Origin of the sequence: Candidatus Mycolicibacterium alkanivorans (genome assembly GCF_022760805.1) — a bacterium.
Classification (GTDB): Bacteria; Actinomycetota; Actinomycetes; order Mycobacteriales; family Mycobacteriaceae; genus Mycobacterium; species Mycobacterium alkanivorans.
Map to the genome: position 1 here is coordinate 3,649,879 of NZ_JAIVFL010000001.1, position 24,426 is coordinate 3,674,304.

A 24,426-nucleotide genomic window follows, 5' to 3' on the forward strand; every position below is an offset into this window, starting at 1 on the left:
CTCCCCGTGGCGCCCGGATCGTTAGGCGCTCACTGCGGCGCTGCCCGCGAGGGCCTTGATGCGATCGGGGCGGAACCCCGACCAGTGGTCGTCGCCGGCCACCACGACAGGCGCCTGCAGGTAGCCCAGCGCCATGACATAGTCACGCGCCTCAGGCACCTCGGTGATGTCGACGATGTCGTAGGTGACGCCTTCTTTGTCCAACGCCTTGTAGGTGGCATTGCACTGCACGCACGCGGGCTTGGTGTAGACGGTGATGGTCATCGTCGGTATGGCTCCTCAGTGAAACATGAGATTGACTCAAGACGGTCACAGGACGGGCGGTGCGCAGGCACTCACGAACTTTTCAGCGTGCCGTCGGACCTTGAAATTTCCAAGCCTGCGGAGTCGTCTGGACCGGCTTGGAGAGCCGATTTCAGCGATCCGGCGAACCTGCGACTCTTGAGGTCTGTCGGCTTGTCAGACACTACACCTAGTGGGTGACATCGAGAAGAGATACAACATGTTCTGAATAACAATTGTGAAATTCCCAGGTCGTAAGCATCTCACCGCCTTTCGTGACGGCATGTCGCACGTCACAACATGCCGATCGGCTCTCGCCGCAACCAGGTCTATCACCGGGCACCGACAAGTCCGGTTTCCCGAGCGGCACCCGGCCCGCGGAGGGCAAAGCCGCCGGCGGCTGCCGGTCACGAACGAAGGCTCAGCTCACCTCGGCGGCGAGCTTGCCGACCACCTCACGCACCGCCTCGGCGACCTCGGCGGTCTCCCGTGGGTGCTTGCCGCCGAAGGTCGCGGTGGGCAGCGACAGCTTGATGGTCTCGATGACGCGCGGCCCGGCGATGCCAAACGACTTACGGGTCTCGTCGTGGGCCCACACTCCGCCGTACTGTCCGAGCGCGGCGCCGATGACGGCCAGTGGCTTGTCCTTCAGCGCCCCGTTGCCGTACGGCCGGGACAGCCAGTCGATGGCGTTCTTCAGCACACCCGGGATGCTGCCGTTGTATTCCGGGGTCACCACCAGGGCGGCATCGGCTTCGGCCGCGGCCGCCCGCAGCGCTGCCACAGCCGCTGGGGCGTCCTCCGTGTCGAGGTCCTCGTTGTAGAAGGGCAAGTCACCGAGCCCTTCGTAGATCGTCACGCTGATCCCCTCGGGCGCCGACTCCGCCGCCAGCTCGGCGAGCTGACGATTGATCGACGCAGCCCGCAGGCTTCCCAGCAGTGTCAAGACCTTGATATCGGCCATGTCCGAAGTTCCTTCCGTCGTGTTCCGAATCATCGCACGAGACAACCGGACCACGGTCCGATTTATTTCCGGCTGAGCTAAAGTGGAGAGGGTGACAGCGGTGAACGGGGTGGGCGAGTTGACGGTCGAGCCACCACAGGAACGCGGAGACGCCGCGCGCAACCGGCTGCGCCTGCTCGACGCGGCGCGCACGCTGATCGCCGAGCGCGGCACCGACGCCGTTTCGATGGACGACATCGCAGCAGCCGCCGGAGTGGGCAAGGGCACTGTGTTCCGCCGGTTCGGCAGCCGCGCCGGCCTGATGATGGTGTTGCTCGACGAAGACGAGCGCGCCATGCAGCAGGCCGTCCTATTCGGGCCGCCGCCCCTGGGTCCGGAGGCCCCACCACTGCAGCGGCTGCTGGCGTTCGGCCGCGAGCGGCTGCGGTTCGTCGACACCCATCGTGAACTCCTCTCGGAGGCCAACCGCGATCCCGACGCCCGCTACAACGCCCCGTTCGCGGTGATGCACACCCACGTCCGGGTCCTGCTCGATGCCGCCGGCAGCACCGGAGACCTCGCCGCGCAGGCCGACGCGCTGCTGGCCCTGCTGGACGCCGACTACGTCACCCGCCAACTGGTCGACGGCGGCCGCACGCTCGACACGCTGGGCGCGGCGTGGGAAAGCGTAGCCCGCAAGCTGTGCGGGAAGTGACGCGGTAGTTGACCAACGCCGAGCCCCGCGACTGGGTCCTACACGTGGACCTCGATCAGTTCCTCGCCTCGGTCGAACTGCGCCGCCACCCCGAACTCGTCGGCCTGCCGGTCATCGTCGGCGGCAGCGGTGACCCGACCGAAGCCCGCAAGGTGGTGACGTGCGCCTCCTACGAGGCGCGGGAGTTCGGCGTGCACGCGGGGATGCCGCTGCGCAGCGCGGCCCGCCGATGCCCGGATGCGGCGTTCCTGCCCTCAGACCCGGCCGCCTACGGCCAAGCCTCCGACGAGGTGATGGGTGTGCTGCGCGATCTCGGCCATCCGGTGGAGGTCTGGGGCTGGGACGAGGCGTACGTCGGGGCGAAGGTGGCCAACCCGGTGGCGCTGGCCGAAACCATCCGCGCGCAGATCGCCGCCGAGACCGGGCTGGCCTGCTCGGTGGGCATCAGCGACAACAAGCAGCGCGCCAAGGTCGCCACCGGCTTCGGCAAACCCGACGGCATCTACACCCTCACCGACGCCAATTGGATGGATGTCATGGGCGTACGCACCGTCGACGCCCTGTGGGGAGTCGGACCGAAGACCGCTAAAAAGCTTGCCGCTCTTGGTATTACGACCGTGTGGCAGCTGGCGCACACCGACGCCGAGCAGCTCACCGCGACCTTCGGACCCCGAACCGGCTGGTGGCTGCTGCTGCTGGCCAAGGGCGGCGGGGACTCGACGGTCAGTGCCGAGCCGTGGATCCCGCGCTCGCGCAGCCACGTGATCACCTTCCCACGCGACCTGACCGAGCGCGCCGAAATGAACGCTGCCGTCGTGGATCTGGCGAGCCGGGCGCTGGCCGAAGTGGTGGCCCAGTCGCGCGTGGTCACCCGCGTCGCGGTGACGGTGCGGACCAACACCTTCTACACCCGCACCAAGATCCGCAAGCTCGAACAGCCGAGCACCGAGGCCGAGGTGATCAAGGCCGCGACTCTGCGCCTGCTCGACCTGTTCGACCTCGACCGGCCGGTGCGTCTGCTGGGTGTACGACTCGAACTCGCACTCCCGGAATGAGATTCGGCGCTCGACCGTGGGCGTTATGCGGCCGAAACCGGCACATCGGCTGCGGGAGGCCCACAGTCGAGCGGGGTGGTGGGTGTGGATCCCGCTGGCCGCGCCGGTGATGAAGACTCTCTTGCCCGCGCAGCTGCCGGTCATCGCCTCAGCCGCCGACCCGTCCGCCCCACAGGGCACGCAGCCACGGCTTTTCCAGGATCCGCACCGCGGCGTCCATGTCGCGGTGCGGTCCGAGGAACGCGGACTCGCCGGCCAGCGTGAACGCCGTCGTCGCCGCATGGGTCCGGACCAGACCGTGGATGTTGCCGGTGCCGATCGACGGCATGCCGATCGTGCTGCGCCCGCTGCGCTGATCAGGCCGGCGCACTCAGCAGGAGGTTGGCGCAGGCGATGACGGCACGCAGCGCCGATTCGGTGGCGTCCTGAGCCCAGCCCATCGCCCACTCGTGGCGGCGGCCGTCGCCACCCTGCACGAAGGTCGCGGTGTGCTCACCGGAGCGCAGCTGGTGAAAGCCGGTCATCTCCAGGCAGATTCCGCGGTCGTAGAGCATCGCGGTCAACGCCGCTACGGGTCCGCTCGCCGCTGCTGTGACGGTTTCGACGCGGTCGCCGAGCGCCAGTGTGGCGCGGAAGCTGCGGGGCTGCGCGCCAAGGCGGGTGGCCGGGCGATGCGCGTCGTCACACGTCCAGGTGCCGAGCTGAAGCGGGCCTCCCGCCGGGCTGTATCTGGCGGCGAATGCGCTCCACGACATGGTCTGGGCGTCGTCGCGCAGCGCGCGCGGCAGCGGCGCACAGAACCTCGGCGACGGTTCGGGCAGATCGGTGCGGTGGTGGTTCATGGTGCGGTCTTCCCGATCGAACGAAGGTGACCGACGTCGTCGCAGCTCCGACCCACAGCGGGGGGTCGGTCCGAATCAGACCCCGCTGTGGGTTGCTACTACGAGGCGTTTGGTGCGCACGTCGGCGATGCTAGTCCCCGGTCCGCGGGCGGTGCAACAGAGTTATCTGGCGGGTTCGCCGACCGGAGCGACGGCGCCGCGAGCGGCGGGCAACTCGATGGTGAAGACCGTGCCCGCGCCCGCCCCGGCGCTGCGGGCGCTGATGCGTCCACCGTGGGCCTCGACGATCGCCTTGGCGATGGACAGGCCGATCCCACTGCCGCCGCGGCCGCGGCCCCTGGCCGCATCCACCCGGTAGAAACGCTCGAAGAGATGCGGAAGATGTTCTGCGGCAATGCCTTCCCCGGTGTCGGTCACGGTGATGATGCTGCCGCCCTGGCCCTTGTCGACCCTGACCTCGATACGCCCACCGCGCGGGGTGTGGCGCAGGGCGTTGTCCAGCAGGTTGCCGAGGACCTGACCCAGACGCTGCGGGTCCACCCAAAGCGGTCCGGCGTCCGCATCGATCTCCGGCCGCAGCGTGACCCCGGCCTCCGACGCGCGATCGGTCATCGCCGCGAGCGCTCCGCCGACCAGGGCGCCGGCGTCGACCCTCTGCCGCGCGATCGTCCGGCCCTCCTCGGCCTGGGCCAGTGCACTGACGTCCTCGGAAAGCCGCACCAGCCGCGCGGCCTGGTCCCGCATCACCGACATCGAATCGAGGTCCAGCTCCTTCACCCCGTCCTCGACGGCCTCCAGATATGCCTGCAGCACCGACACCGGCGTGCGGATCTCGTGGGCGAGGTCGCCGAGCAGCTGTCTGCGGGTCGCTTCCACCGCCCCCAGCCGGGCGGCCATCGCGTTGAATGCGCTCGCCAGCGAGTCGAAGTCGGTACCGAGGTCCGGCGGTGACACCCGCGCCTCGAAGTTGCCCTCCGCGATGCGGGTCGCCGCCCCGGAGACCTCGGACAGTGATCGCTGCAGCCGCCGGCTGAGGTACCACGTGACCACGAACGCGGTCAGCGCCGCGGCGGCGACGGCCACCGCGACCGAGATTGCCGTCGCGTAGGTGTAGGCCTGTTCGGCGTGGAACTGCTCGTGTGAGTCGGCCTGGATGCCGGCGCGGCGCAGGTGCTCGCGGAACAGGGGCGGCCCGACGAGCATCGCGACCACTGCCGTGGTGGCCACGCCGGCCAGCAGGACCGTCACCTGGCCCAGTAGCAGCCGGGTGCCCAATCCTGGCCGGCGACTCACCGGCCGCTGCCCATCCGATAGCCGACACCGCGCACGGTCAGCACAAAACGCGGGTCGGCCGAATCGTCGCCGAGCTTGCGGCGCAGGTGCCCGACGTGGACATCGATGAGGTGTTCGTTGCCGACCCAGTTGTCCCCCCAGACCGCCTCGAGCAGTTGGCGCCGGGTGAAGACCAAGCCGGGGCGCGCCGAGAGGGCCGCCAGAACGTCGAACTCGGTGCGGGTCAGGTTGATCGGGTCGGCGCCCACCGACACCTCGCGGCCGGCCACGTCGATGCGGAGGTCGCCGAAGACCCGCGGCGGGGGTTCGGCCGCGACATCACCGGCGGCACGCACGACTGCACGGGGTCTGCGCATCATGGCCTGGATCCGTGCGACGAGTTCGCGCGGACTGAACGGCTTGGTCATGTAGTCATCAGCGCCGACCGAGAGTCCCACGATGGTGTCGACCTCGGTGTCGCGGGCGGTCAGCATCACCACGTAGGCATCGGAGAATGTGCGCAACTGCCGATCTCGGTGAGGACACCGAAACCCTGCTGCGCCAACGCCTCCCGCGTGCGGGTGACAGCGTCGTCGAAAGGTGCGTGCAGTGTGGTGGACAGCGCGATGCTCATGTTCACTCCCCCTGGTCGTGTTATGCGAGCGCGAGGAACAGCTTCTCGAGTTCAGCTTCGCTCATGGGCTTCCCGCCGTCGGCCGATTCGCCGGCAACACACTCACGCAGCCCGGTGGCCACGATCTTGAAACCCGCCCGGTCGAGCGCGCGTGACACTGCGGCAAGTTGGGTGACGACGTCCTTGCAGTCGCGGCCCTGCTCGATCATCGAGATCACGCCGGCGAGCTGGCCCTGGGCCCGGCGCAGGCGGTTGAGCACAGCCGCGATGGCGTCTTCATCACCGACCATTTGGGAAACCTCCTCAGGTGTATTCGACCAGTGTACCCGCGGGGGTATAACCACACGACCCGGGAATTCATGCCCGTGTCGCGGGAGGCGTCAGCGCGAGGCGACCAACTGGGCAACGACGGGCTGCGCGTCGCGCCGCGGACCCCGGTTGTAGGGCAGGCGGGCGAGCATCATGCCCATCAGGCAGGTGTTGGTTGCCGCGGCGACGGCAAGGCCGGCGCCCATGGCGAAGGCCACCCACGTGAAGCCGGGGACGACGAGGCCGAGCAGAATGCTGACCGCCACGATGAGCCCGGCGAGGAACCGGACCTGCCGCGCGAGCTCCCAGCGGCGAGCGCCGCGGTTGACGGCGAAGCCGCCGGCTTCCCACGCGATCATTCCGCCGTCGAGAACGTGGACATTGGCCAGACCGGCGTTGCGCAGCGTTTCCTCGGCTGGGTTGCGCGTTGGCCGGATCGGCAGACCACGACCACCTGTTCGTCGAGGTGGGCCCGGATTTCGTCGCGGTGTTCGCGCAGAAGATCCAGCGGCACGTTGTAGGCGCCGGCGATGTGGACGGCCTCGAACTCGCCGGGAGTCCGGACATCCACCACGCGCGGAACGTCGTCACTATTCAGCAGGCTGTGCAGCCGGGCGGGATCGATCAGCGCGGGTGAAGGTGCGGGCATCGGTTTCCTCCGTTCCGAATACCCAGCAGGGTATATTGCGTTCAGGGTAGCAATACCCAATGGGGTATCTGCAATTTCTTCGAGAGGACACCGCCGTGAGCACCGTCAACGTCACCTTCGACGACTTCGAGTCGACCATCGTCGGGAACCCGATCGTGGTCGTCGACTTCTGGGCCTCCTGGTGCGGGCCGTGCCGGGCCTTCGCCCCGGTCTTCGACCGCTCCGCTTCGGCCCATCCCGACGTCGTGCACGGCAAGGTCGACACCGAGGCCGAGCGGGAGCTCGCCGCCGCGCTGCAGATCCGGTCGATCCCGACGATCATGGCTTTCCGGCACGGCATCTTGGTCTACCGCCAGCCCGGAGCAATGCCGGCGCCCGCGTTCGAGGAGCTGATCACCAAGGTCAAGGAGCTCGACATGGACGAGGTCCGCGCGGCCATTGCCACCCGCAAGGATGCGGCGAGCGCCTGAGCTCCGCAAACAGTTCGCCGGGCGGACAGAGTACTCGGACGTATTCGTTGCGAAGTTATTACCGATCGGGAGTAACGTCAGCCTCGGGAGGCTGGGGGTCAGCCGTGCGATCAGCGGTGTCGGCCGAGGTCAGCAGATCCGCGGAAGCTGCTCACCCAGTTCTCGTTCGATGACGCGCGTGGTGCCGAACGGTGTCAGCCCGACCACCATTCCGGGGTGCTCGGCCACCGCGCGGCCGATGATCACCGCCCCGGCAGCTTCCGGACGCGAGCGCATCGCCTCCAGGACGGCCTCGCTGTGCGCGGGGTCGACGAACGCCACCAGCTTGCCCTCGTTGGCCACCTGCAACGGGTCCAGTCCCAGGAAGCTGCATGCCGAGGACACCGTCTCGGGCACCGGGATCCGGCCTTCGTCGAGTTCGACGCCGATGCCGGCGGTCCGGGCGATCTCGACCGTCGCGGCGACGAGCCCGCCGCGGGTGGGGTCGCGCAGGGCATGCACGACATTCGGGTCGCCGGTAGCGGCCAGCATCGCGGCCACCAGCCGGTGCAGCGGCGCGCTGTCGGTGGTCACCGCGGTGCCGAAGTCGATGCCCTCGCGCACGCTCATGATCGCCACGCCGTGCTCGCCGACATTGCCCGAGACGATGATGTGATCGCCGGGGCGGGCCTGCTCGGGTCCGATGCGCACCCCGTCGGGCACCACGCCGACGCCGGCGGTGTTGACGAAAAGCCCGTCGGCACCGCCCTTTCCGACCACCTTGGTGTCGCCGGTGACGATGCCGACGCCGGCGTGGTCGGCGGCCTTGCCCATCGTCTGCGCGATGGCGCCGAGGACCTCGAGTTCCAGGCCCTCCTCGATGATGAACCCGGCCGTCAGCCCAAGCGGCTGCGCACCGCTGCAGGCGAGGTCGTTGATGGTGCCGTTGACGGCGAGATCGCCGATGTTGCCGCCCGGGAAGAACAACGGGTTGACCACGTAGGAGTCGGTGGTCAGCGCGATCTGGCCGCCGCTGACCTGCAGCAGTGCGGAGTCGCGCGACGGGCCGCCCGCCGACCCGAACGCGGGCAGGAACAGATTCTCGATGAGTTCCTCGGACAGGATTCCGCCCCCGCCGTGGCCCAGCACGATGCGTTTGGTCTCGCGCAGCGGCAACGGGCACACCCAGTCCGACGGATCAATCGCGACGGGACGATCAGACATGCGCCGCCGTTTCCAATCGCCGGAACTGGTAGTAGGCCGCGCAGGCACCCTCGCTGGAGACCATGGTGGCGCCCAGCGGCGTGCGCGGGGTGCAGGTTGCGCCGAACGCCGGGCACTGGTTGGGCTTGAGCAGGCCCTGCAACACCTCACCGGCGTGGCACTCGTCGGACTCCTGCACCTGCAGGTGCCCCACTCCGAACTTGCGCTCGGCGTCGAACTCGGCGTACTTCGGCGACAGTGCCCACCCCGACTTCGGGATGATGCCGATGCCGCGCCACTGCCGGTCGGTAACGGTGAACACGTCGGCCAGCGCCCGCTGGGCCACGGTGTTTCCGGCCTCGCTGACCGCGCGCGGGTAGGCGTTGCGCAACTCCGGCGTGCCCGACTCCAGCAGATCGACCAGCTGGCGCACGCCTTCGAGCAGGTCCAGCGGCTCGAAGCCGGTGACCACGATCGGCACACCGAACTCCTCCACCAACGGCCCGTACTCCGAGGTGCCCATGACGGTGCACACGTGCCCGGCAGCCAGGAACCCCTCGACCCGGTTGGAGGGCGAACCGAGGATGGCGGTCATCGCCGGCGGAACTAGGACGTGGGAGATGAGCACCGAGAAGTTGGTGAGCCCCATCCGCTGGGCGTGCAGCACCGACATCGCGTTGGCGGGTGCGGTGGTCTCGAAGCCGACGCCGAAGAACACAACTTCCTTGTCGGGGTTCTCGGCGGCGACCCGGGTGGCGTCCAGCGGCGAGTAGACGATGCGAACGTCGCCGCCGCGGGCGCGCACGCTGAACAGGTCCTGGTGGCTGCCGGGCACCCGCAGCATGTCGCCGAATGAGCAGAAGATGACGTCCTCGCGGGCGGCGATCTCCAGCGCACGGTCGATCATCTCCAGCGGTGTGACGCACACCGGGCAGCCGGGGCCGTGGATGAACTCCACGGAGCCCTCGAGCAGCTGGTCGATGCCGTTGCGGATGATCGAATGTGTTTGTCCGCCACAGACTTCCATGATGGTCCAGGTGCGGGTGGCGTGCCGCTGGATGGCCTCCACCAGCACCTTGGCGGCCACCGGGTCGCGGAACTCGTCGAGATACTTCATGCCGGCTCCCTCCTGCTCTGACCCTCGGCACCGCCCAGTTCCCCTTCCAGGATGCCGAGGTCTTCGAACATCTTCAGCGTCTCGTTGGCCGAGGCCTCGTCGAGTCGGGTGATCGCGAAACCCGCGTGGACGATGGTGTATTCGCCGATCTCCATGTCCGGCAGGTACGCCAGGCACACCGTCTTGGTGGTCCCGCCGAAGTCGACCGTGGACATGCGGGTACCCGACTCGTCCCAAATCTCGATCACTTTGCCGGGGATTCCGAGGCACATATGCCATTCCTTTCCGATACAGCCGCCGCGTCGGCGTTGGTCAAGATCGCGGCGGTGATGGTGGCCTGGCCGAGCGCCAGGCCGCCGTCGTTACAGGGCACGATCCGGTGGGTGAGGACCTCGAAGCCGCTGCGCGTGAGCGTGCTCCGAAGGCCTTGCAGCAGAAGCTGATTGGCGAACACACCGCCGGTCAGCCCGATCACCGAGATACCGGCCGCCCGCGCAGCCGCGGTCGCAGCCGTGGCGGTCGCGGTGATCACCGCCTGGTGGAAGCCGGCGGCCAGGTCTTCGCGCGCGGTGCCGCCGCGCAGCCCCGCGGCGATCCCGGCGATCACCGGCGCCGGATCGAGAACACCCGCGGCGACCGCGAAGTCGAGGTCCACCGCACGTCCCCACCGGGCCAGGTGCTCGAGCTCGATGGCGGCCTGCCCCTCGTAGGTGACCTTCTGGCAGACACCCAGCAGGCTGGCCACCGCGTCGAACAACCGGCCCATGCTGGTGGTCGGCACACAGCTCAGCCCGCGAGGGATCTGCTGACGCAGGATGTGCAGAGCGTTCTCGCCGAGCGCAGCAACCGGCGGAAGGTCGTCGCTCCAGTCCACCCCGGCCCGGCTCAGCAGGTCCAGCGCGATGCGGGCGGGCTGGCGCACGGCGCCGTCTCCCCCGGGCAGCGCGAACGGGCGCAGGTGCCCGACCCGGGTGAACCGCGCCGGCTCGGTCAGGGCAAGCAGCTCGCCACCCCAGATGGTGCCGTCGGTGCCGTAGCCGGTGCCGTCATAGGTGACCGCGATGACGGGGGTGTCCAGCCGCCGGTGTTCGGCCAGCAGGGACACCGCGTGGGCATGGTGGTGCTGGACGGCGATGACGGGCCGGCCGTCGGCATGGCGCTGAGCCCAGGCGGTGGTGGCGTAGCCGGGATGCATGTCGCGGGCGACGGTCTGCGGGTGGCGGTCGGTCATGAACGCCAGGTGCTCCAATGCCGCTTCGAAGCAGCTCTGAGTGCGGGGGTCGGCCATGTCGCCCAGGTGCGAGGACATGTGGGCGTGGCCGTCCGACCCCATCAGGCAGAAGGTGGTTTTCAGGTCGCCGCCGGTGGCCAGGATGACCGCGTCCGGTCGGGGTCCGGGCACCGACACCGGCAGTGGCGCGTAGCCGCGCGAGCGTCGCAACGGCAGCTGGTTGCCCTGGTCGTCTATGGCGACGACGGAGTCCTCGCAGGGCACGTGGATGGGTCGGTCGTGGGTGAGCACCGCGTCGGCCAGTCCGTTGATCCACGACAGATCCTCGTCGCGGAAGACGATGGGCGAGCCACCCCGGTTGGCCGACGTCATCACCAGCGGGATGGTTCCGAGCCGGTCGAAGAGCTGGTGGTGCACCGGCGAGTAGGCCAGCATCACGCCGAGGTCGGCCAGGCCGGGAGCCACCTCGTCGGCGACGGCACCGGCCCGGCGGCCCACCAGCACGATCGGGGCGGCAGGCGAGGCCAGCGCGGCGGCCGCCGCGTCGTCGACGTCGGCGATCTGGGCGGCGGCGTCCAGATCGGCCGCCATCACGGCGAACGGTTTGGCCGGGCGGGTCTTGCGCCGGCGCAGCAGTGCGACCGCAGCGGCGTCGTCGGCGCGGCAGGCCAGGTGGAACCCGCCGATACCCTTGACCGCGACGATCTGGCCGTCCAGCAGGGCGGCCGCCGCGGCGCCGACCGGGTCGCCGTAGTCCGCCTCCCCCGTCGCGGGCCGCCATGCCAGCCGCGGTCCGCAGTCCGGGCAGGCGACCGTTTGCGCGTGGTAACGGCGATCCAGCGGGTCGTGGTACTCCGCCGCGCAGGCCGGGCACATCGGGAACGCGGCCATGGTGGTCGTCGGCCGGTCGTAGGGCAGGTCGGTGATGACGGTGTAGCGCGGACCGCAGTTGGTGCAGGTGATGAACGGGTGCCCGGATCGGCGGTCAGCCGGGTCGCGCATCTCGCGCAGACAGTCCTCGCACACCGCGACGTCCGGCGGGACGAGCGTGCGCCCATCGTCGCCGCTCTTGCTGCCGATGATCTGAAATATGTTGTCGCCCTTGGGTTGCAGCGACACCGACCGCAGCGTGTCGATGCGCCCCATCGGCGGCGGGCGGTGTGCGATGGCGGCCACCGCCTGGTCCACCGCGGCGGCCGGGCCCTCCAGTTCAGCATGTACCGACCCGGCGTCGTTGTAGACGAACCCGCCGAGTCCGTACTCGGCGGCGACCCGCGCGACCGCCGGGCGGAAACCGACGCCCTGCACCACCCCGGTGATGTCGAGGCGCACCCGCACGTTCATCGGGTCACCCTCGCCTCAGCCCGCCGGGCGCAGGGGTAGAAAGGTGCTCATGAACCTCCGCAGCGAAGACACGGCCACCCGTGGCGGTGGGCTGTCCGCGCGGGTAGGTGGCACCAACGCTAGTCCCACACCGCTATGACCACAATCACAAAATCGCACCGAATCTCGGCGTTTTCCGCCCGGAATCACCCCGGGCGGCCAATGGGCGCGCGGTAGGGTGCAGGCCGGCACGATCCCAGCGGAAACGGGAGAAAGATCTGGTGAGCGCCGATGCATGAATTGTCGTTGTGCCAGGCGATCGCCGGAGTGGTCAGGCCGTACGCGGAGGGCCGGCGGGTCGACGTGGTGCGGGTGCAGGTCGGCGCGCTGCGCCAGGTGGTTCCGGAGTCGTTGTCATTCTGCTGGACCATCGTCCGCGAGCACGAGAACATGCCCGAGGCCGAGCTCGAACTCGAGCTCGTCACCGGCGAAGTGCGCTGCCGCAGTTGCGGGCAGCAGTCCGAGATCGCCTCGCGGTGGTCGGTGTGCTGCCCGCAGTGCGACAGCGGCGATGTGGAGGTGGTGCGCGGCAACGAGTTCCTGGTCACCTCCCTGGACGTGTCCTGAGTCAACAGCGAAAGGTCCTCACCATGGGTCGATTTCATCGTCACGACGACGGCACCGAGCATAGCCACGCGCACGGCGACCACGATCAGTCGCACGACCACGGTGACCACAGCGGGTACGACACCGGCTCGCAGCGCATCGAAGTGCTGGAGTCGATCTTCGCCGAGAACGACACCCACGCCGACATCAACCGTGCGGCCTTCGAGACGAACGGGATCCGCGCCCTGAACCTGATGAGCTCGCCGGGGTCGGGAAAGACCACCGTGCTGGCCGCGACCCTCGACGAGTTCGCCGGCGATATCGCCGTCGGCGTGATCGAGGGTGACATCGCCACCGACATCGATGCCGCGCGACTCGGTGGCCGCGGCGCGCAGATCTCGCTGCTGAACACCAACAACGGCTTCGGGGGCGAGTGCCACCTCGATGCGCCCATGGTCAACCGGGCACTGCAGGCACTGGATCTGGCCGCCCTGGATCTGGTGATCATCGAGAACGTCGGGAACCTGGTGTGCCCGGCGGAATTCGACGTGGGCGAGCACGCCAAGGCGATGGTCTACTCGGTGACCGAGGGCGAGGACAAGCCGCTGAAGTACCCGGTGATGTTCCGCTCGGTCGACGTGGTGCTCCTGAACAAAATCGATCTGGTGCCCCACCTCGACGTGGACGTCGACACCTACATCGCCCATGTGCGCCAGGTGAATCCGACTGCCACGATCCTGCCGGTGAGTGCGCGCACCGGCGAAGGCATGCCAGCCTGGTTCGAGTGGGTCAGAGCGTTCGCCGGGCGACATCCTGAGCCGCGCCAACCACGAAATTAACGCGCTCGCAAATACTTTCGCACCAGCCTGGTGTCTCCAGGTCTACCAGACTCGGGCCGCCAAATGTCGGGTTCGGCCAACCGACTGGCAGGCGTTGACAACGTCGTGGGCCCGGAGTAGACCCAGAAACAACGCCGCGCAAGTGGGCCGGGAGTCGGCTCCGGTGGCGCAGGGATGGCAGGGTCCCGTCCCGGAAAGCTGCGAACATGCCGACGGAAGCAGCAGTCAAAGCGGAAGAAGCGCTGATCCACGTTCTCTGGATCAACGCAGGTCTCAGTTGCGACGGTGATTCGGTGGCGCTGACTGCCGCCACCCAGCCCAGTGTCGAGGAGATCGCCCTCGGCGCGCTGCCGGGTCTGCCGAAAGTCGCCGTGCACTGGCCACTCATCGATTTCGAGTGTGGTCCCAACGGTGGCGCCGACGACTTCCTCGAATGGTTCTTCAGAGCCGACCGTGGTGAGCTCGAGCCGTTCGTGTTGGTGGTCGAGGGGTCGATCCCCAACGAACAGTTGCACGACGACGGCTACTGGTGCGGGTTCGGCAACAACCCGGCGACCGGCCAGCCGATGACCACCAGCGAATGGCTCGACCGGCTCACGCCCAAGGCGACCGCGGTGGTGGCGGTGGGCACCTGCGCCACCTACGGCGGCATCCACGCCATGGCGGGCAATCCGACCGGCGCGATGGGCGTTCCCGACTATCTGGGCTGGGACTGGAAGAGCAAGGCCGGCATCCCGATCGTGTGCGTTCCGGGCTGCCCCATTCATCCCGACAACCTCTCCGAGACGCTGACGTATCTGCTCTACATGGCCACCGGGCAGGCGCCGATGATCCCGCTCGACGACGCGTTGCGCCCGCAGTGGCTGTTCGGCCAAACCGTGCACGAGGGATGCGACCGGGCCGGCTATTACGAGCAGGGTGATTTCGCGACGGAATACGGCTCGCCCAAGTGCATCGTCAAGCTCGGCTGTTGGGGTCCGGTCGTGAAATGCAATGTGCCCAAACGTGGTTGGATCAACGGCGTCGGGGGATGCCCGAACGTCGGCGGCATCTGCATCGGCTGCACCATGCCGGGCTTCCCGGACAAGTTCATGCCGTTCATGGACGAGCCGCCGGGCGGCAAGCTGTCCGCCACGGCGTCCGGGCTCTACGGATCGGTGATCCGCAACCTGCGCCACATCACCGGCCGCACGGTCGACGAGGAGCCGCGCTGGCGGCACAAAGGCAAGGAACTCACCACCGGCGCGCGGCGCACCTGGTAGCCAACCGGACAATCGAGGGGAACATTCGATGACGACGATCATTCCCGAGCCCTCCCAGATCAAGAACGAACCCGGATCGCTCGTCGAGATGGCGTGGGATCCGATCACCCGGATCGTGGGCAGCCTCGGCATCTACACCAAGATCGACTTCGAGAACCGGGAAGTGGTCGAGTGTCACAGCACCTCGTCGATCTTCCGGGGCTATTCGCTGTTCATGAAAGGCAAGGACCCACGCGACGCGCATTTCATCACCAGCAGGATTTGCGGCATCTGCGGTGACAACCACGCCACGTGTTCGTGCTACACGCAGAACATGGCCTACGGCGTGCAGCCGCCGCATCTCGGTGAGTGGCTGATCAACCTCGGCGAGGCCGCCGAATACATGTTCGACCACAACATATTCCAGGAGAACCTGGTGGGGGTCGACTACTGCGAGAAGATGGTGTCGGAGACCAACCCCAGCGTGCTGGCCAAGGCCGAGAACACCGCCGCGCCGCACGCCGAGGCGCACGGCTACCGCACCATCGCCGACATCATGCGGGCGCTCAACCCCTTCACCGGCGAGTTCTACCGGGAGGCGCTGCAGGTCAGCCGCTACACCAGGGAGATGTTCTGTCTCATGGAGGGCAGGCACGTCCACCCCTCGACGCTGTATCCCGGCGGCATCGGCACGGTGGCGACCGTCCAGCTGATGACCGATTACATGACCCGCCTGATGCGCTACGTCGAGTTCATGAAGAAGGTCGTGCCGATGCACGACGACCTGTTCGACTTCTTCTACGAGGCGCTGCCGGGCTACGAGAAGGTCGGCCTGCGCCGCACCCTGCTCGGCTGCTGGGGCTCCTTCCAGGACCCGGAAGTGTGCAACTTCTCCTACCGGGACATGGAGAACTGGGGCCGCAAGATGTTCGTCACCCCCGGCGTGGTGGTCGACGGCAAGCTGGTGACCACCTCCCTGGTGGACATCAACCTAGGCATCCGAATTCTGTTGGGCCACTCCTACTATGAGGACTGGAACGACCAGGAGATGTTCGTCAAGACAGATCCGCTGGGCAACCCGGTGGACCGTCGGCACCCCTGGAACCAGCACACCAATCCCCGGCCGCAGAAGCGCGACTTCGACGAGAACTACAGCTGGGTGATGTCACCGCGCTGGTTCGACGGTACCGACCACCTCGCCCTGGACACCGGCGGCGGACCACTGGCCCGGCTGTGGTCCACCGCGCTGGCCGGACTGGTCGACATCGGCTATGTCAAGGCCACCGGCAACAGTGTGCAAATCAACTTCCCCAAGACCGCACTGAAGGGCCCGGTCGAGCTCGAGTGGAAGGTTCCGGTCCACGGCAGCAACACCATCGAACGAAACCGTGCCCGCACCTACTTCCAGGCCTACGCCGCCGCGTGCGCGCTGCACTTCGCCGAGAAGGCGCTGGTGGAGATTCGTGCTGGGCGAACCAAGACGTGGGAGCGCTTCGAGGTCCCCGACGAGGGTATCGGCTGCGGATTCACCGAGGCGGTGCGCGGTGTGCTCAGCCACCACATGGTGATCCGGGACGGCAAGATCGCCAACTACCACCCCTATCCACCGACTCCGTGGAACGCCAACCCACGCGACAGCTACGGCACACCGGGCCCCTACGAGGACGCGGTTCAGGGCCAGCCGATCTTCGAGGAGAACGACCGGGAGAACTTCAAGGGAATCGACATCATGCGCACGGTGCGCAGTTTCGACCCGTGCCTGCCGTGCGGGGTGCACATGTACCTCGGCGAGGGCAGGTCGCTGGACAAGCTGCACTCCCCCACCCAGTCGCTGACCGGCGAGTGACCCATGGCCGACGCCGATTTCGAGGATTCGCACTGGCGCTCGGCGGGTGAGCGGATCCAGGCGCTGCTCGCGGCCTGCGCGACCGACGGCCCGGCCGCGCAGGCCCGCGCAGAGCAGTTGGTGGGTGAGGTCGTCGACCTGTACGGTGCCGCACTGACGAGAGTCATGGCGGCGGTGGACGATCCGGCGCTGGCCGAGCACCTCGCGGCCGACGACCTGGTCGGCAGTCTGTTGCTGGTACACGGCATCCACCCGCACGATGTGACCGAAAGGGTGTCGCGGGCGCTTGACGGTGTGCGGCCCTACCTCGGCTCCCACGGCGGCGACGTCCGGCTGCTCGGCATCGCCGACGGCGTTGTCCGCCTGTCATTTTCGGGTAGCTGCAGCAGCTGTCCGTCCTCGGCGGTGACGCTGGAGCTCGCGGTCGAGGATGCGGTGCGCACCGCGGCGCCGGAGATCGACTCCGTCGAGGCGGTAGCTGCCGAGGTCGCGTCGGCGATCCCGGTCGACTCGCTGATGTCGCGGGTGCATTCCGGCAGGCATGAGCCCACGACGTGGTACGCGGTCCCGGAGTTGGAGGCGTTGCGGGCCGGCGAGGTGGCGGGATTCGCCGTCGGGGACATCGCGGTGCTGGCGTGCCGGGTTGGCGATGCGGTGCTGGCCTACCTCGACCAGTGCCCGGGATGCGCCAACTCGATGTCCGGAGCCACGTTGTCCGGCGCGGTGCTGCGCTGCCCGAGCTGCCATGCCCGATTCGACGTGGTGCACGCCGGCGCCGGCACCGGTGAATCCGTCGGCCACCTCCGGCCGGTGCCGGTGCTGGCCCGTGACGGCGTGCTGTCCATGGCGGTGCCCGCCCAACCGATGGAGGCCTCCGCATGACGTCCACACTCGAGGTGCTCTCCAGGATCCGCACCGGCCGCACTGCCCCCCAGCCGGTGGGCGAGCGCTGCGAGATGTGCGCCTCTCCGGTCGCCGACGAACACCAGCACGTCGTCAATGTGGCCGCCCGCCAGCTCATGTGCGTATGCCGGGCCTGCTATCTGTTGTTCACCGACGCCAGTGCCAGCCTGCGTTACCGCGCGGTGCCCGACCGCTTCCTGTACTTCCCCGACTTCGGGCTGGGCCGCCGGGCGTGGGACGCGCTGCAGATACCGGTGGGCGTCGCGTTCTTCTTCCGGAACTCCGCACTCGACCGCACCGTCGCGTTCTACCCCGGACCGGCCGGCGCCACCGAATCCGAACTGGACACGGCGGCGTGGGCGGCAGCGACGTGTGATCCGCGAGTGGGGCTGCTGGCCGATGACGTCGAAGCCCTCCTGGTCCGCGTGCCCGACGATCCCGCCGCTCCGGAATCTGATGTCGCCGGCATCCCGGCTCCGGAATCTGATGTCGCCGGCCTCCCGGCTCCGGAATCTGATGTCGCCGGCCTCCCGGCTCCGGAATGCTTCCTGGTGCCGATCGACGCCTGCTACGAGTTCGTCGGCGGACTTCGACTGCTGTGGCGGGGATTCGACGGCGGCGCGCAGGCGCGCGACTTCATCGACGGGTTCTTCGCCGGCGTCGCCGAACGCAGCGTGGTCCAGCTGCCATGACGGCCCCCACACCGGATGTGACGTTCAGCGTGCTGGACGTCACCCCGGAACGGTATGCGGTGTCGCCGATCCTGGAGGCGCACATCGGCATCTCGAGCACCGGCGACGAGTCCATCCATGCCATTGCGCTGCGCTGCCAGATCCGGATCCAGCCACTGCGACGGGCCTACACCGACGAGGAGGCCGCCGGACTGCTGGACTTGTTCGGTCCGCGCGAGCGCTGGTCGGCCACCCAGCAGGCCTTCCCGTGGCTGCATACGACGTCAATGGTGCCCGGCTTCACCGGTGCCACCAGGTCCACGCTGTCCCTGCAGTGCACCTACGACGTCGAGGTGGCGGCCTCGAAGTACTTCCACGCTCTGCGCGACGGAACGATCCCGCTGCAATTCCTCTTCAGCGGAACCATTTTCGGCGCCGGGGAGCGCGGGCTTCGAGTGCGTCACGTCTCCTGGGACTGCGAGGACTCCTACGACATGCCGGTCGCAGTGTGGCGGGACCTCATCGCCCAGCACTACCCCAACTCGGGATGGTTGCGTCTGAGCCACGACAGCATCGCCACGCTGAGCGAGTTCAAGTCCCGCAGCGGTCTGCTCGATCTCGACGACGCGATCAGCGCGCTGGTGGCCGGCGCCACCCAGAAGACGGCGTGCACCAACGGCTCCTCGGGAGAGCGGCGATGACCCTCAGCTGGGACCATGCCCGCGCCGTGGCCGACGCCGTCCTCTACGAGGGCTATCTGCTCTACCCCTACCGCGCGTCATCCCGAAAAAACCAGTGCCGCTGGCAGTTCGGCGTGCTCGGTCCGCCCGGTGCCGCCGAGGCCGGACTCGGCGAGGAAGGCACGCTGGACACCCGCCTGCTGATCGAGGGCGGCGGGAGGCTCACACTCGTGGTGCGGTTCCTGCAGCTGCAGCGCCGACAGGGCGAGCAGGCCGACGGGCGGCGCGGTCTGCATCCGGTCGAGGAGCTTGTCACCCCCGCGGGGACCTGGCTGTCCTGGGACGAGGCCGTCGAACGCGAGATCGTCCTTGGACCACTGAATCTCGCTGGTACACAACGCTCCTGGACGCTGCCTCTCGCGGTGCCCGGTGGGGTCGACGTCGGAGAGGTCGACGGTGGTCGGCTGGTGCGCACCCGCCGCGAATTGCTCGGCGCGGTCACCGTGGAGGTGACACCCGATGACGACCTGGACGCCGTCCAGCTCACCGTCGCCAACACCGGGCCGCCCGCCGAAAACAAGGACGAGGCGATCGCCACCTCGATGATCGGCACGCACGTCATCGCCGCCGTCTCCGGTGGCCGCTTCATCTCACTGCTGGAGCCGCCGCCGAGCGCAGCGGCTGCGGCGGCGCGCTGTCGGCACAACCGCTGTTTCCCCGTCCTGGCCGGACCGCCCGGCACCGACGACCTCATGCTGGTCTCGCCGATCATTCTCTACGACCACCCGGAAGTGGCCGAACAGAGCGTGGGCGCGCTGTACGACTCGACCGAGATCGACGAGATCCTCATTCTCCGGGTGATCACGATGACCGACGCCGAGAAGGCGCAGGCGCGGGCGACCGATCCGCTGGCCGCCGCGATCATCGACCGCTGCGACGCGATGTCACCGGAGGCGATGCAGCGTCTGCACGGCGTGCTGCGCGACCCGCGCGCCGACGCACTGGTCCCCGAGATACCCGACGGTGTGGACTGGTGGGATCCCCATGCCGACCAGGCGGTCCGCCCGGAGATCGACGGGGTCATGGTCGACGGGGTGACGGTGGCGCGAGGTAGCCGGGTGCGGCTGCGGCCCAGCCGGCGCGCGGACGCGCAGGACATCTTCGTCGCCGGTCGTACCGCACGGGTCACCGCGGTACATCAAGACGTCGACGGCAACACCCATGTCGCGGTGGTCGTCGACGACGACCCGGCGGCCGACCTGCACGACTGGTACGGGCGGTACCTGTACTTCGCGCCCGACGAGGTGGAGCCGCTCGGCACCGAAAAGCCGAACGCAGAAGGGAGTTCGAGATGGAGGTCGTAGGGTGGATCGCCACGATCATCGTGGCGCTGATCGTCCTGGCCGGTGTGGTGATCGGGGTCCGGTCGATACCCGACGTTCAGCGCTACTTGCGGATGCGGCGCATGTAGTGGACGACGTGACCGACCGCATACTGATCGCCGGCGTCGGCAACATCTTCCTCGGCGACGACGGCTTCGGCCCCGAAGTGATCCGCCGGCTCGAGGATCGCTTCGGCGACGACACTGTCCGGGTCACCGACTACGGCATCGGCGGCATGCACCTGGCCTACGACCTGCTGGAGGACTGGTCGGCGCTGATCCTCGTCGATGCCCTGCCGAATCGCGGATCGCCAGGCCTGCTGCACGTGTTCGACGCCGACCATGAATCGCTCGGCGCCACTTCAGCGTTGGACGCGCACGCAATGGACCCCGGCACGGTGTTCGCCAGCCTGCGCGCTCTCGGCGGCATCGCGCCGCGGACCATCGTCGTCGGATGCGAGGCCCTCGACACCGACGACGGCATCGACCTGAGCCAGCCGGTGCGCGCAGCGCTGCCCGCCGCTGTGCAGGCGGTCCAGGCGGCCGTGGCGATACTGCGCGGCCGGCCCGCAGCACGGGAGGCGTGATGTGCCTCGGTATCCCGGGTCGGGTGGTGTCGATGATCGAGGGCTACGGCGGACAACTCGCCCTCGTCGACGTCGCCGGTGAAGCGCGGCGGGTCAACATCGGCATGCTGCCCGACGAAACCTTCAGCGCCGGCGACTGGGTGATCATCCACATGGGCTTCGTCGTCGAGAAGACCGACGCGCGCGGCGCCGAGGCGGCGATGACCGGGCTGCGACTGATGGGCAGCGGACTCGACGAGCAGCCGTGACCACCGACAAGCCCGGCTGGGAGCTGTTCGCCCGCTACGCATTCCCGCCCAACGAACTCGGCTACTGCGGGCCGCCCGACTCCTCGGTCCTGCTGCGCCGCGGTGGCCACACCGAGATCGCCGAACTCGCGGCCGGTTTCGAGGGTGCCTGGCCCTACCTCGAGGAGATCGCCACCGCCATCGGCGCCCGCAGCCCACTCGACACCGAGGTGGTGCGCAGCTACTGGATCGGCGGGCCGCAGGTGGCCGCCGTCGACAGGGCGAGACTATGGAGCCGGTTGGGCACGGTGTTCGCCAACCAGCCCACCGGCGTGCTGGATACGGTCGGCGGCAAAGCGGTGGCTCACCACAGCTTCCACGTCTTCGTCGTCTACCCATGGGTGCGCTTCCTGCACCTCGACCCGTCCACCCCGTTGCGAATCCTGCAGTCCTGCCGGATTCGTTGGGGCACAGTGGAATCTGTCGACGATGAACAAGTCGTCATGGTTTCACGGCCGCTGCGGTTCGACGACGGCGCGCTGAGACTGGGCGAGGACACCACCGAGTCCGCGTGCTGGAGCCGCGACGGCACCTCCCTGGCACCGGCACCCCGGCGGGGTGACACGGTCGCGGCGCACTGGGACTGGATCTGCGATCGCCTCGACGCCGACGAGGTCGCCTTCCTGGAACAGGCCACCGTCGCGACGCTGGACATTGTGAACGCCGCATTCCCGGCGGCGGCCGCGGCGACCAGGGATCCGTGCGGGGTGGGTTGCCAGTCCCCCGGTCCGTAGGTATCGGAGACACGCAGCGCCACGGCCGGCAGGCCCCTGCCGCGGGCGTAGTCGAACACCAGCTGCTCGGCCTGAGCCCGCGAGCGGATGTAGTCGCCCGCCTTCGGCCCCCAGTCGAACGGGGTGTCCTCGTCGACCGGTCCGCCCGATCCGAGGCCGATGGTGCCGATCGTGCTGGCGAACACGAAGCGCCGAAGGTCTGCCTCCACGGCGGCGTCGAGCACGTGACGAAGTCCCTCGACGTTGGTGCGGTAGAGCGGGGCGGGGTCGCGAAGGTACGCCCTGGTGTCCACGACGCGGTAGTAGACGACGTCGCAGCCGGCCATCGCCATACGCAGCGCCCGGTCGTCGAAGATGTCGCCGTAGAGGCGCTGCACCGCCAAGCCCTCGAGGCCGCGGGTGGGGCTGTTCTCGCGTAGCATCACCCGGACGCTGTCGCCGCGCTCGACGAGTTGGCGCGTCACGTGGGAGCCGAGGAAACCGCTCGCACCCATCACCAGTTTGCCGGCGCCGGCCATGCCCGCAGCATGCCTGATGCGCGGGCGAGAAGACAAGATGCCGGCGTGCCTCACCTACTTTGAGCGCGTGGCCGGTGGTGGTGCCTCACCTATTTTGAGCGCGTGGCCCGGAAGGCTTGCCCGATGTGGAAGGCAAGATCGACATGGCTGCGAGGCGGCAGGTAGCCAACAAGCTGCGAGGTCAGTACCGCAAGGCGTCCAAGGCGGACAAGACCAAGATCCTGGATCGGGTGGTGGCCACCACGGGGATGGGCCGCTCGACGGCCCGGCGGATGCTGACCGGCCCGAGACTGCCGGAGCCGGCCGAGCAGGTCGACGGGCGCAGGTTGCGGGCGCGGGGCTTCAGTGACGACGCCAGGGCGCTTTTGGAGCACGTGTGGGCCTTGATGGGCATGCCGTGCGGCAAGTACCTGGTGGTCATGGTCGAACTATGGCTGCCGCTGCTGGCCGCCGCCAGTGATCTTGACAAACCGTTCGCCACCGAAGCGGCCGTGGCGGAGCTGAAGGCGATGAGCGCAGCCACCGTGGACCGCTACCTCAAACCCGCCCGAGACCGGATGCGCATCAAGGGCATCTCGACGACGAAACCCTCACCGCTGCTGCGTAATTCGATCGCCATCCGCACCTGCGCTGATGAGGCGCCTGATGCCCCGGGGGTGATCGAGGCCGACACCGTGGCGCACTGCGGCCCGACGTTGATCGGCGAATTCGCCCGCACCCTGACGATGACCGACCTGGTGACCGGCTGGACCGAGAACTGCTCGATCCGCAACAACGCCTCCAAGTGGATCCTCGAGGGCATCGAGGAACTGCAGGAGCGCTTCCCGTTCGATCTGGTGATTTTCGATTCGGACTGCGGGTCTGAGTTCATCAATCACGAAGTCGCCGACTGGCTGCAGGACCGCGACATCGCCCAGACTCGATCGCGGCCGTACCAGAAGAACGACCAGGCCCACGTCGAGTCCAAGAACAACCATGTGGTGCGCAAACACGCGTTCTACTGGCGCTATGACACCCCGGCGGAGCTGGAACTGCTCAACCGGCTGTGGCCGATGGTGTCGCTGCGCCTGAACTTCTTCACCCCGACGAAAAAGCCCGTCGGCTACACCACCACCGCCAACGGCCGCCGCAAGCGCATCTACGACAAGCCAGCCACCCCGTGGCAGCGCCTGCAGGCATCGGAACATATTGATACACAACAACTCTCGAACGTGGCCGCGCGAATCGAAGGCATCAACCCGGCCGATCTGACCCGACAGATCAACACCATCCAAATGCAACTGCTGGACCTGGCCAAGGCCAAGACCGAGGCCCTCGCCGCCGCACGCCACACCGACCTGCAAGCATTGGACCCGTCAATCAACCGATTGGCCAAGGCGAAGTAACGCAAGCCCTCCACGCGCTCACCATGCGTGAGGCACCAGCTCACCCTTCGCGCTCACATTTACGTGAGGCACCTCGGATGCGGGAAGTGTTCACTGCCGCAGCCCGGATGAGCGGCCCGGTGATGTTGACTAGGATCGGGGCGCAAGCAGGCGACACGGAGGTCGAGCGCCATTTCTCCCACCCGAACCACCCCAGAGGTCGAAGCCGACACACCGGCCACCGCCACCACCCGACCGCTGTACTTGGGCACTGGGCACGACGTGCGCTTCGCAGCCGACGCTCTCATCGACGATGTCGACCGGCCGTGGTCGGCGTCGGTGCCCGCCGAGGATCCCGAGTCGCCGGACTTCTCCCCTCAGCGTCACTGGGCCTCGGTGCTTCTCGGCGCGCTGGGAATCCTGGTCCTGGCCGCGTTGGTCGCCGCCGTGATCACCGTCGCGCACAATTCGTCGGAGCCCGCCGAGGATGCTCCCCCGCCGGCGCCGCCCTCGACGTCGGCAGTCGCTGTCACGCCGGAACCGTCGTCGGCCCTCGCACCTCCGCCGGTAGCCCCCGCTCGCACCACACCGCCGGCCTTCGCCAGTGTCACAGCGACGGCCTCCACCGTGGTCGCCCCGCCGCCGCCGGCCGTACAGCCGGGTGCACCGCAGCCCAATCCTGGTGTGCGCCGGCGGCTGCACGACCTGTTCCCGCGGCTGTTCCCGAATCGCTAGCCGACTCCCT

At 68.3% G+C, this 24,426-nt stretch carries 27 protein-coding genes and 4 pseudogenes; 17 read left to right on the plus strand and 14 right to left on the minus strand.

Translation table 11 applies throughout. The features are described from left to right. Positions 1–21: 21 nt before the first annotated feature. Together K9U37_RS17830 and K9U37_RS17835 are read right to left on the minus strand one after the other, a co-directional pair. Positions 22–264: a redoxin NrdH gene (locus tag K9U37_RS17830; RefSeq protein ID WP_243072828.1), complete on the minus strand. Its 243-nt coding sequence runs from the start codon at positions 262–264 to the stop codon at positions 22–24. Positions 265–703: 439 nt separating this feature from the next. Then, positions 704–1,246: an NAD(P)H-dependent oxidoreductase gene (locus K9U37_RS17835; RefSeq protein WP_243072829.1), complete on the minus strand. Its 543-nt coding sequence runs from the start codon at positions 1,244–1,246 to the stop codon at positions 704–706. A gap of 91 nt (positions 1,247–1,337) precedes the next feature. Between K9U37_RS17835 and K9U37_RS17840 the strand changes: the two genes are divergently transcribed. Then, complete coding sequence (locus tag K9U37_RS17840) at positions 1,338–1,940, plus strand: TetR/AcrR family transcriptional regulator (protein ID WP_243072830.1); 603 nt, start codon at positions 1,338–1,340, stop codon at positions 1,938–1,940. Positions 1,941–1,948: 8 nt separating this feature from the next. Beyond that, entirely contained in the window at positions 1,949–2,995 is a 1,047-nt protein-coding gene (locus K9U37_RS17845; RefSeq protein WP_243072831.1) for a DNA polymerase IV, read from the plus strand. A gap of 148 nt (positions 2,996–3,143) precedes the next feature. On the opposite strand, the gene K9U37_RS17850 is transcribed toward K9U37_RS17845, so the two are convergent. The 7 genes and pseudogenes from K9U37_RS17850 to K9U37_RS17880 form a co-directional block, all read right to left on the minus strand. Beyond that, a complete protein-coding gene (locus K9U37_RS17850) occupies positions 3,144–3,365 on the minus strand; it encodes a hypothetical protein (protein WP_243072832.1) in 222 nt (73 codons plus the stop codon). After that, positions 3,352–3,837, minus strand: a complete 486-nt coding sequence (locus tag K9U37_RS17855; RefSeq protein WP_243072833.1) for a homocitrate synthase — start codon at positions 3,835–3,837, stop codon at positions 3,352–3,354. The genes K9U37_RS17850 and K9U37_RS17855 overlap by 14 nt, the downstream gene beginning before the upstream one ends. Before the next feature lie 162 nt (positions 3,838–3,999). Beyond that, positions 4,000–5,130, minus strand: coding sequence for a HAMP domain-containing sensor histidine kinase (locus K9U37_RS17860; RefSeq protein WP_243072834.1), 1,131 nt, complete (start codon positions 5,128–5,130; stop codon positions 4,000–4,002). Continuing rightward, a pseudogene (locus tag K9U37_RS17865) lies at positions 5,127–5,606 on the minus strand (winged helix-turn-helix domain-containing protein); the annotation flags it as partial. The gene K9U37_RS17860 and the pseudogene K9U37_RS17865, both read right to left, overlap by 4 nt. Positions 5,607–5,638: 32 nt before the next feature. Then, positions 5,639–5,743 (minus strand): annotated as a pseudogene (locus K9U37_RS17870) (DUF302 domain-containing protein); the annotation flags it as partial. A 20-nt stretch (positions 5,744–5,763) separates the two neighbouring features. Then, the gene (locus K9U37_RS17875; RefSeq protein ID WP_243072835.1) at positions 5,764–6,033 is read right to left on the minus strand and encodes a metal-sensitive transcriptional regulator; all 270 of its coding nucleotides are present in this window, start codon (positions 6,031–6,033) and stop codon (positions 5,764–5,766) included. A 90-nt stretch (positions 6,034–6,123) separates the two neighbouring features. Further along, positions 6,124–6,701: pseudogene (locus K9U37_RS17880) on the minus strand (rhodanese-like domain-containing protein). Positions 6,702–6,796: 95 nt separating this feature from the next. Here K9U37_RS17880 and trxA point away from each other — a divergent pair. Next, a complete protein-coding gene (gene trxA, locus K9U37_RS17885; protein ID WP_243072836.1) occupies positions 6,797–7,171 on the plus strand; it encodes a thioredoxin in 375 nt (124 codons plus the stop codon). 129 nt (positions 7,172–7,300) lie between these two features. On the opposite strand, the gene hypE is transcribed toward trxA, so the two are convergent. The 4 genes from hypE to hypF are packed head-to-tail and all read right to left on the minus strand — an operon-like array spanning position 7,301 to position 12,045. After that, entirely contained in the window at positions 7,301–8,374 is a 1,074-nt protein-coding gene (hypE, locus tag K9U37_RS17890; RefSeq protein ID WP_243072837.1) for a hydrogenase expression/formation protein HypE, read from the minus strand. Next, positions 8,367–9,470, minus strand: a complete 1,104-nt coding sequence (hypD, locus tag K9U37_RS17895; RefSeq protein ID WP_243072838.1) for a hydrogenase formation protein HypD — start codon at positions 9,468–9,470, stop codon at positions 8,367–8,369. The genes hypE and hypD overlap by 8 nt, the downstream gene beginning before the upstream one ends. After that, complete coding sequence (locus K9U37_RS17900; RefSeq protein WP_243072839.1) at positions 9,467–9,742, minus strand: HypC/HybG/HupF family hydrogenase formation chaperone; 276 nt, start codon at positions 9,740–9,742, stop codon at positions 9,467–9,469. The genes hypD and K9U37_RS17900 overlap by 4 nt, the downstream gene beginning before the upstream one ends. Continuing rightward, the gene (hypF, locus tag K9U37_RS17905; protein WP_243072840.1) at positions 9,715–12,045 is read right to left on the minus strand and encodes a carbamoyltransferase HypF; all 2,331 of its coding nucleotides are present in this window, start codon (positions 12,043–12,045) and stop codon (positions 9,715–9,717) included. Before hypF ends, K9U37_RS17900 begins: the two co-directional genes overlap by 28 nt. 270 nt (positions 12,046–12,315) lie before the next feature. Here hypF and K9U37_RS17910 point away from each other — a divergent pair, with 270 nt between their 5' ends. From K9U37_RS17910 to K9U37_RS17960, 12 genes are all read left to right on the plus strand, one after another. Next, positions 12,316–12,651 carry a hydrogenase maturation nickel metallochaperone HypA gene (locus tag K9U37_RS17910; protein ID WP_243072841.1) on the plus strand — a complete coding sequence of 112 codons (336 nt, stop codon included), beginning with the start codon at positions 12,316–12,318 and terminating at the stop codon, positions 12,649–12,651. A gap of 23 nt (positions 12,652–12,674) precedes the next feature. Then, entirely contained in the window at positions 12,675–13,469 is a 795-nt protein-coding gene (hypB, locus tag K9U37_RS17915; RefSeq protein WP_243072842.1) for a hydrogenase nickel incorporation protein HypB, read from the plus strand. A 206-nt stretch (positions 13,470–13,675) separates the two neighbouring features. Further along, positions 13,676–14,731, plus strand: a complete 1,056-nt coding sequence (locus K9U37_RS17920; RefSeq protein WP_243072843.1) for an NADH-quinone oxidoreductase subunit B family protein — start codon at positions 13,676–13,678, stop codon at positions 14,729–14,731. Positions 14,732–14,759: 28 nt separating this feature from the next. Next, the gene (locus tag K9U37_RS17925; RefSeq protein WP_243072844.1) at positions 14,760–16,556 is read left to right on the plus strand and encodes a nickel-dependent hydrogenase large subunit; all 1,797 of its coding nucleotides are present in this window, start codon (positions 14,760–14,762) and stop codon (positions 16,554–16,556) included. Between the two features lie 3 nt (positions 16,557–16,559). Further along, on the plus strand, positions 16,560–17,438 hold the full coding sequence (locus tag K9U37_RS17930) for a NifU family protein (protein ID WP_243072845.1): 879 nt from the start codon (positions 16,560–16,562) through the stop codon (positions 17,436–17,438). After that, positions 17,435–18,151, plus strand: a complete 717-nt coding sequence (locus tag K9U37_RS17935) for a DUF5947 family protein (RefSeq protein WP_243072846.1) — start codon at positions 17,435–17,437, stop codon at positions 18,149–18,151. The genes K9U37_RS17930 and K9U37_RS17935 overlap by 4 nt, the downstream gene beginning before the upstream one ends. Continuing rightward, on the plus strand, positions 18,148–18,831 hold the full coding sequence (locus K9U37_RS17940) for a DUF6084 family protein (protein ID WP_243072847.1): 684 nt from the start codon (positions 18,148–18,150) through the stop codon (positions 18,829–18,831). The genes K9U37_RS17935 and K9U37_RS17940 overlap by 4 nt, the downstream gene beginning before the upstream one ends. After that, positions 18,828–20,174 carry a hypothetical protein gene (locus K9U37_RS17945; RefSeq protein ID WP_243072848.1) on the plus strand — a complete coding sequence of 449 codons (1,347 nt, stop codon included), beginning with the start codon at positions 18,828–18,830 and terminating at the stop codon, positions 20,172–20,174. Before K9U37_RS17940 ends, K9U37_RS17945 begins: the two co-directional genes overlap by 4 nt. After that, the gene (locus K9U37_RS20615; protein ID WP_372489533.1) at positions 20,162–20,281 is read left to right on the plus strand and encodes a DUF6893 family small protein; all 120 of its coding nucleotides are present in this window, start codon (positions 20,162–20,164) and stop codon (positions 20,279–20,281) included. Before K9U37_RS17945 ends, K9U37_RS20615 begins: the two co-directional genes overlap by 13 nt. A gap of 8 nt (positions 20,282–20,289) precedes the next feature. Further along, on the plus strand, positions 20,290–20,778 hold the full coding sequence (locus K9U37_RS17950; RefSeq protein ID WP_243072849.1) for a hydrogenase maturation protease: 489 nt from the start codon (positions 20,290–20,292) through the stop codon (positions 20,776–20,778). Beyond that, on the plus strand, positions 20,778–21,026 hold the full coding sequence (locus K9U37_RS17955; protein WP_243072850.1) for a HypC/HybG/HupF family hydrogenase formation chaperone: 249 nt from the start codon (positions 20,778–20,780) through the stop codon (positions 21,024–21,026). Before K9U37_RS17950 ends, K9U37_RS17955 begins: the two co-directional genes overlap by 1 nt. Then, positions 21,023–21,799 carry a DUF6390 family protein gene (locus K9U37_RS17960; RefSeq protein ID WP_243072851.1) on the plus strand — a complete coding sequence of 259 codons (777 nt, stop codon included), beginning with the start codon at positions 21,023–21,025 and terminating at the stop codon, positions 21,797–21,799. The genes K9U37_RS17955 and K9U37_RS17960 overlap by 4 nt, the downstream gene beginning before the upstream one ends. On the opposite strand, the pseudogene K9U37_RS17965 reads toward K9U37_RS17960, so the two are convergent. Beyond that, positions 21,724–22,317: pseudogene (locus K9U37_RS17965) on the minus strand (NAD-dependent epimerase/dehydratase family protein); the annotation flags it as partial. The gene K9U37_RS17960 and the pseudogene K9U37_RS17965 overlap by 76 nt on opposite strands. 125 nt (positions 22,318–22,442) lie before the next feature. Here K9U37_RS17965 and K9U37_RS17970 point away from each other — a divergent pair. Beyond that, the gene (locus K9U37_RS17970) at positions 22,443–23,702 is read left to right on the plus strand and encodes an integrase catalytic domain-containing protein (RefSeq protein WP_243072852.1); all 1,260 of its coding nucleotides are present in this window, start codon (positions 22,443–22,445) and stop codon (positions 23,700–23,702) included. 261 nt (positions 23,703–23,963) lie between these two features. Continuing rightward, entirely contained in the window at positions 23,964–24,416 is a 453-nt protein-coding gene (locus K9U37_RS17975; RefSeq protein WP_243073500.1) for a hypothetical protein, read from the plus strand. Positions 24,417–24,426: the final 10 nt, after the last annotated feature.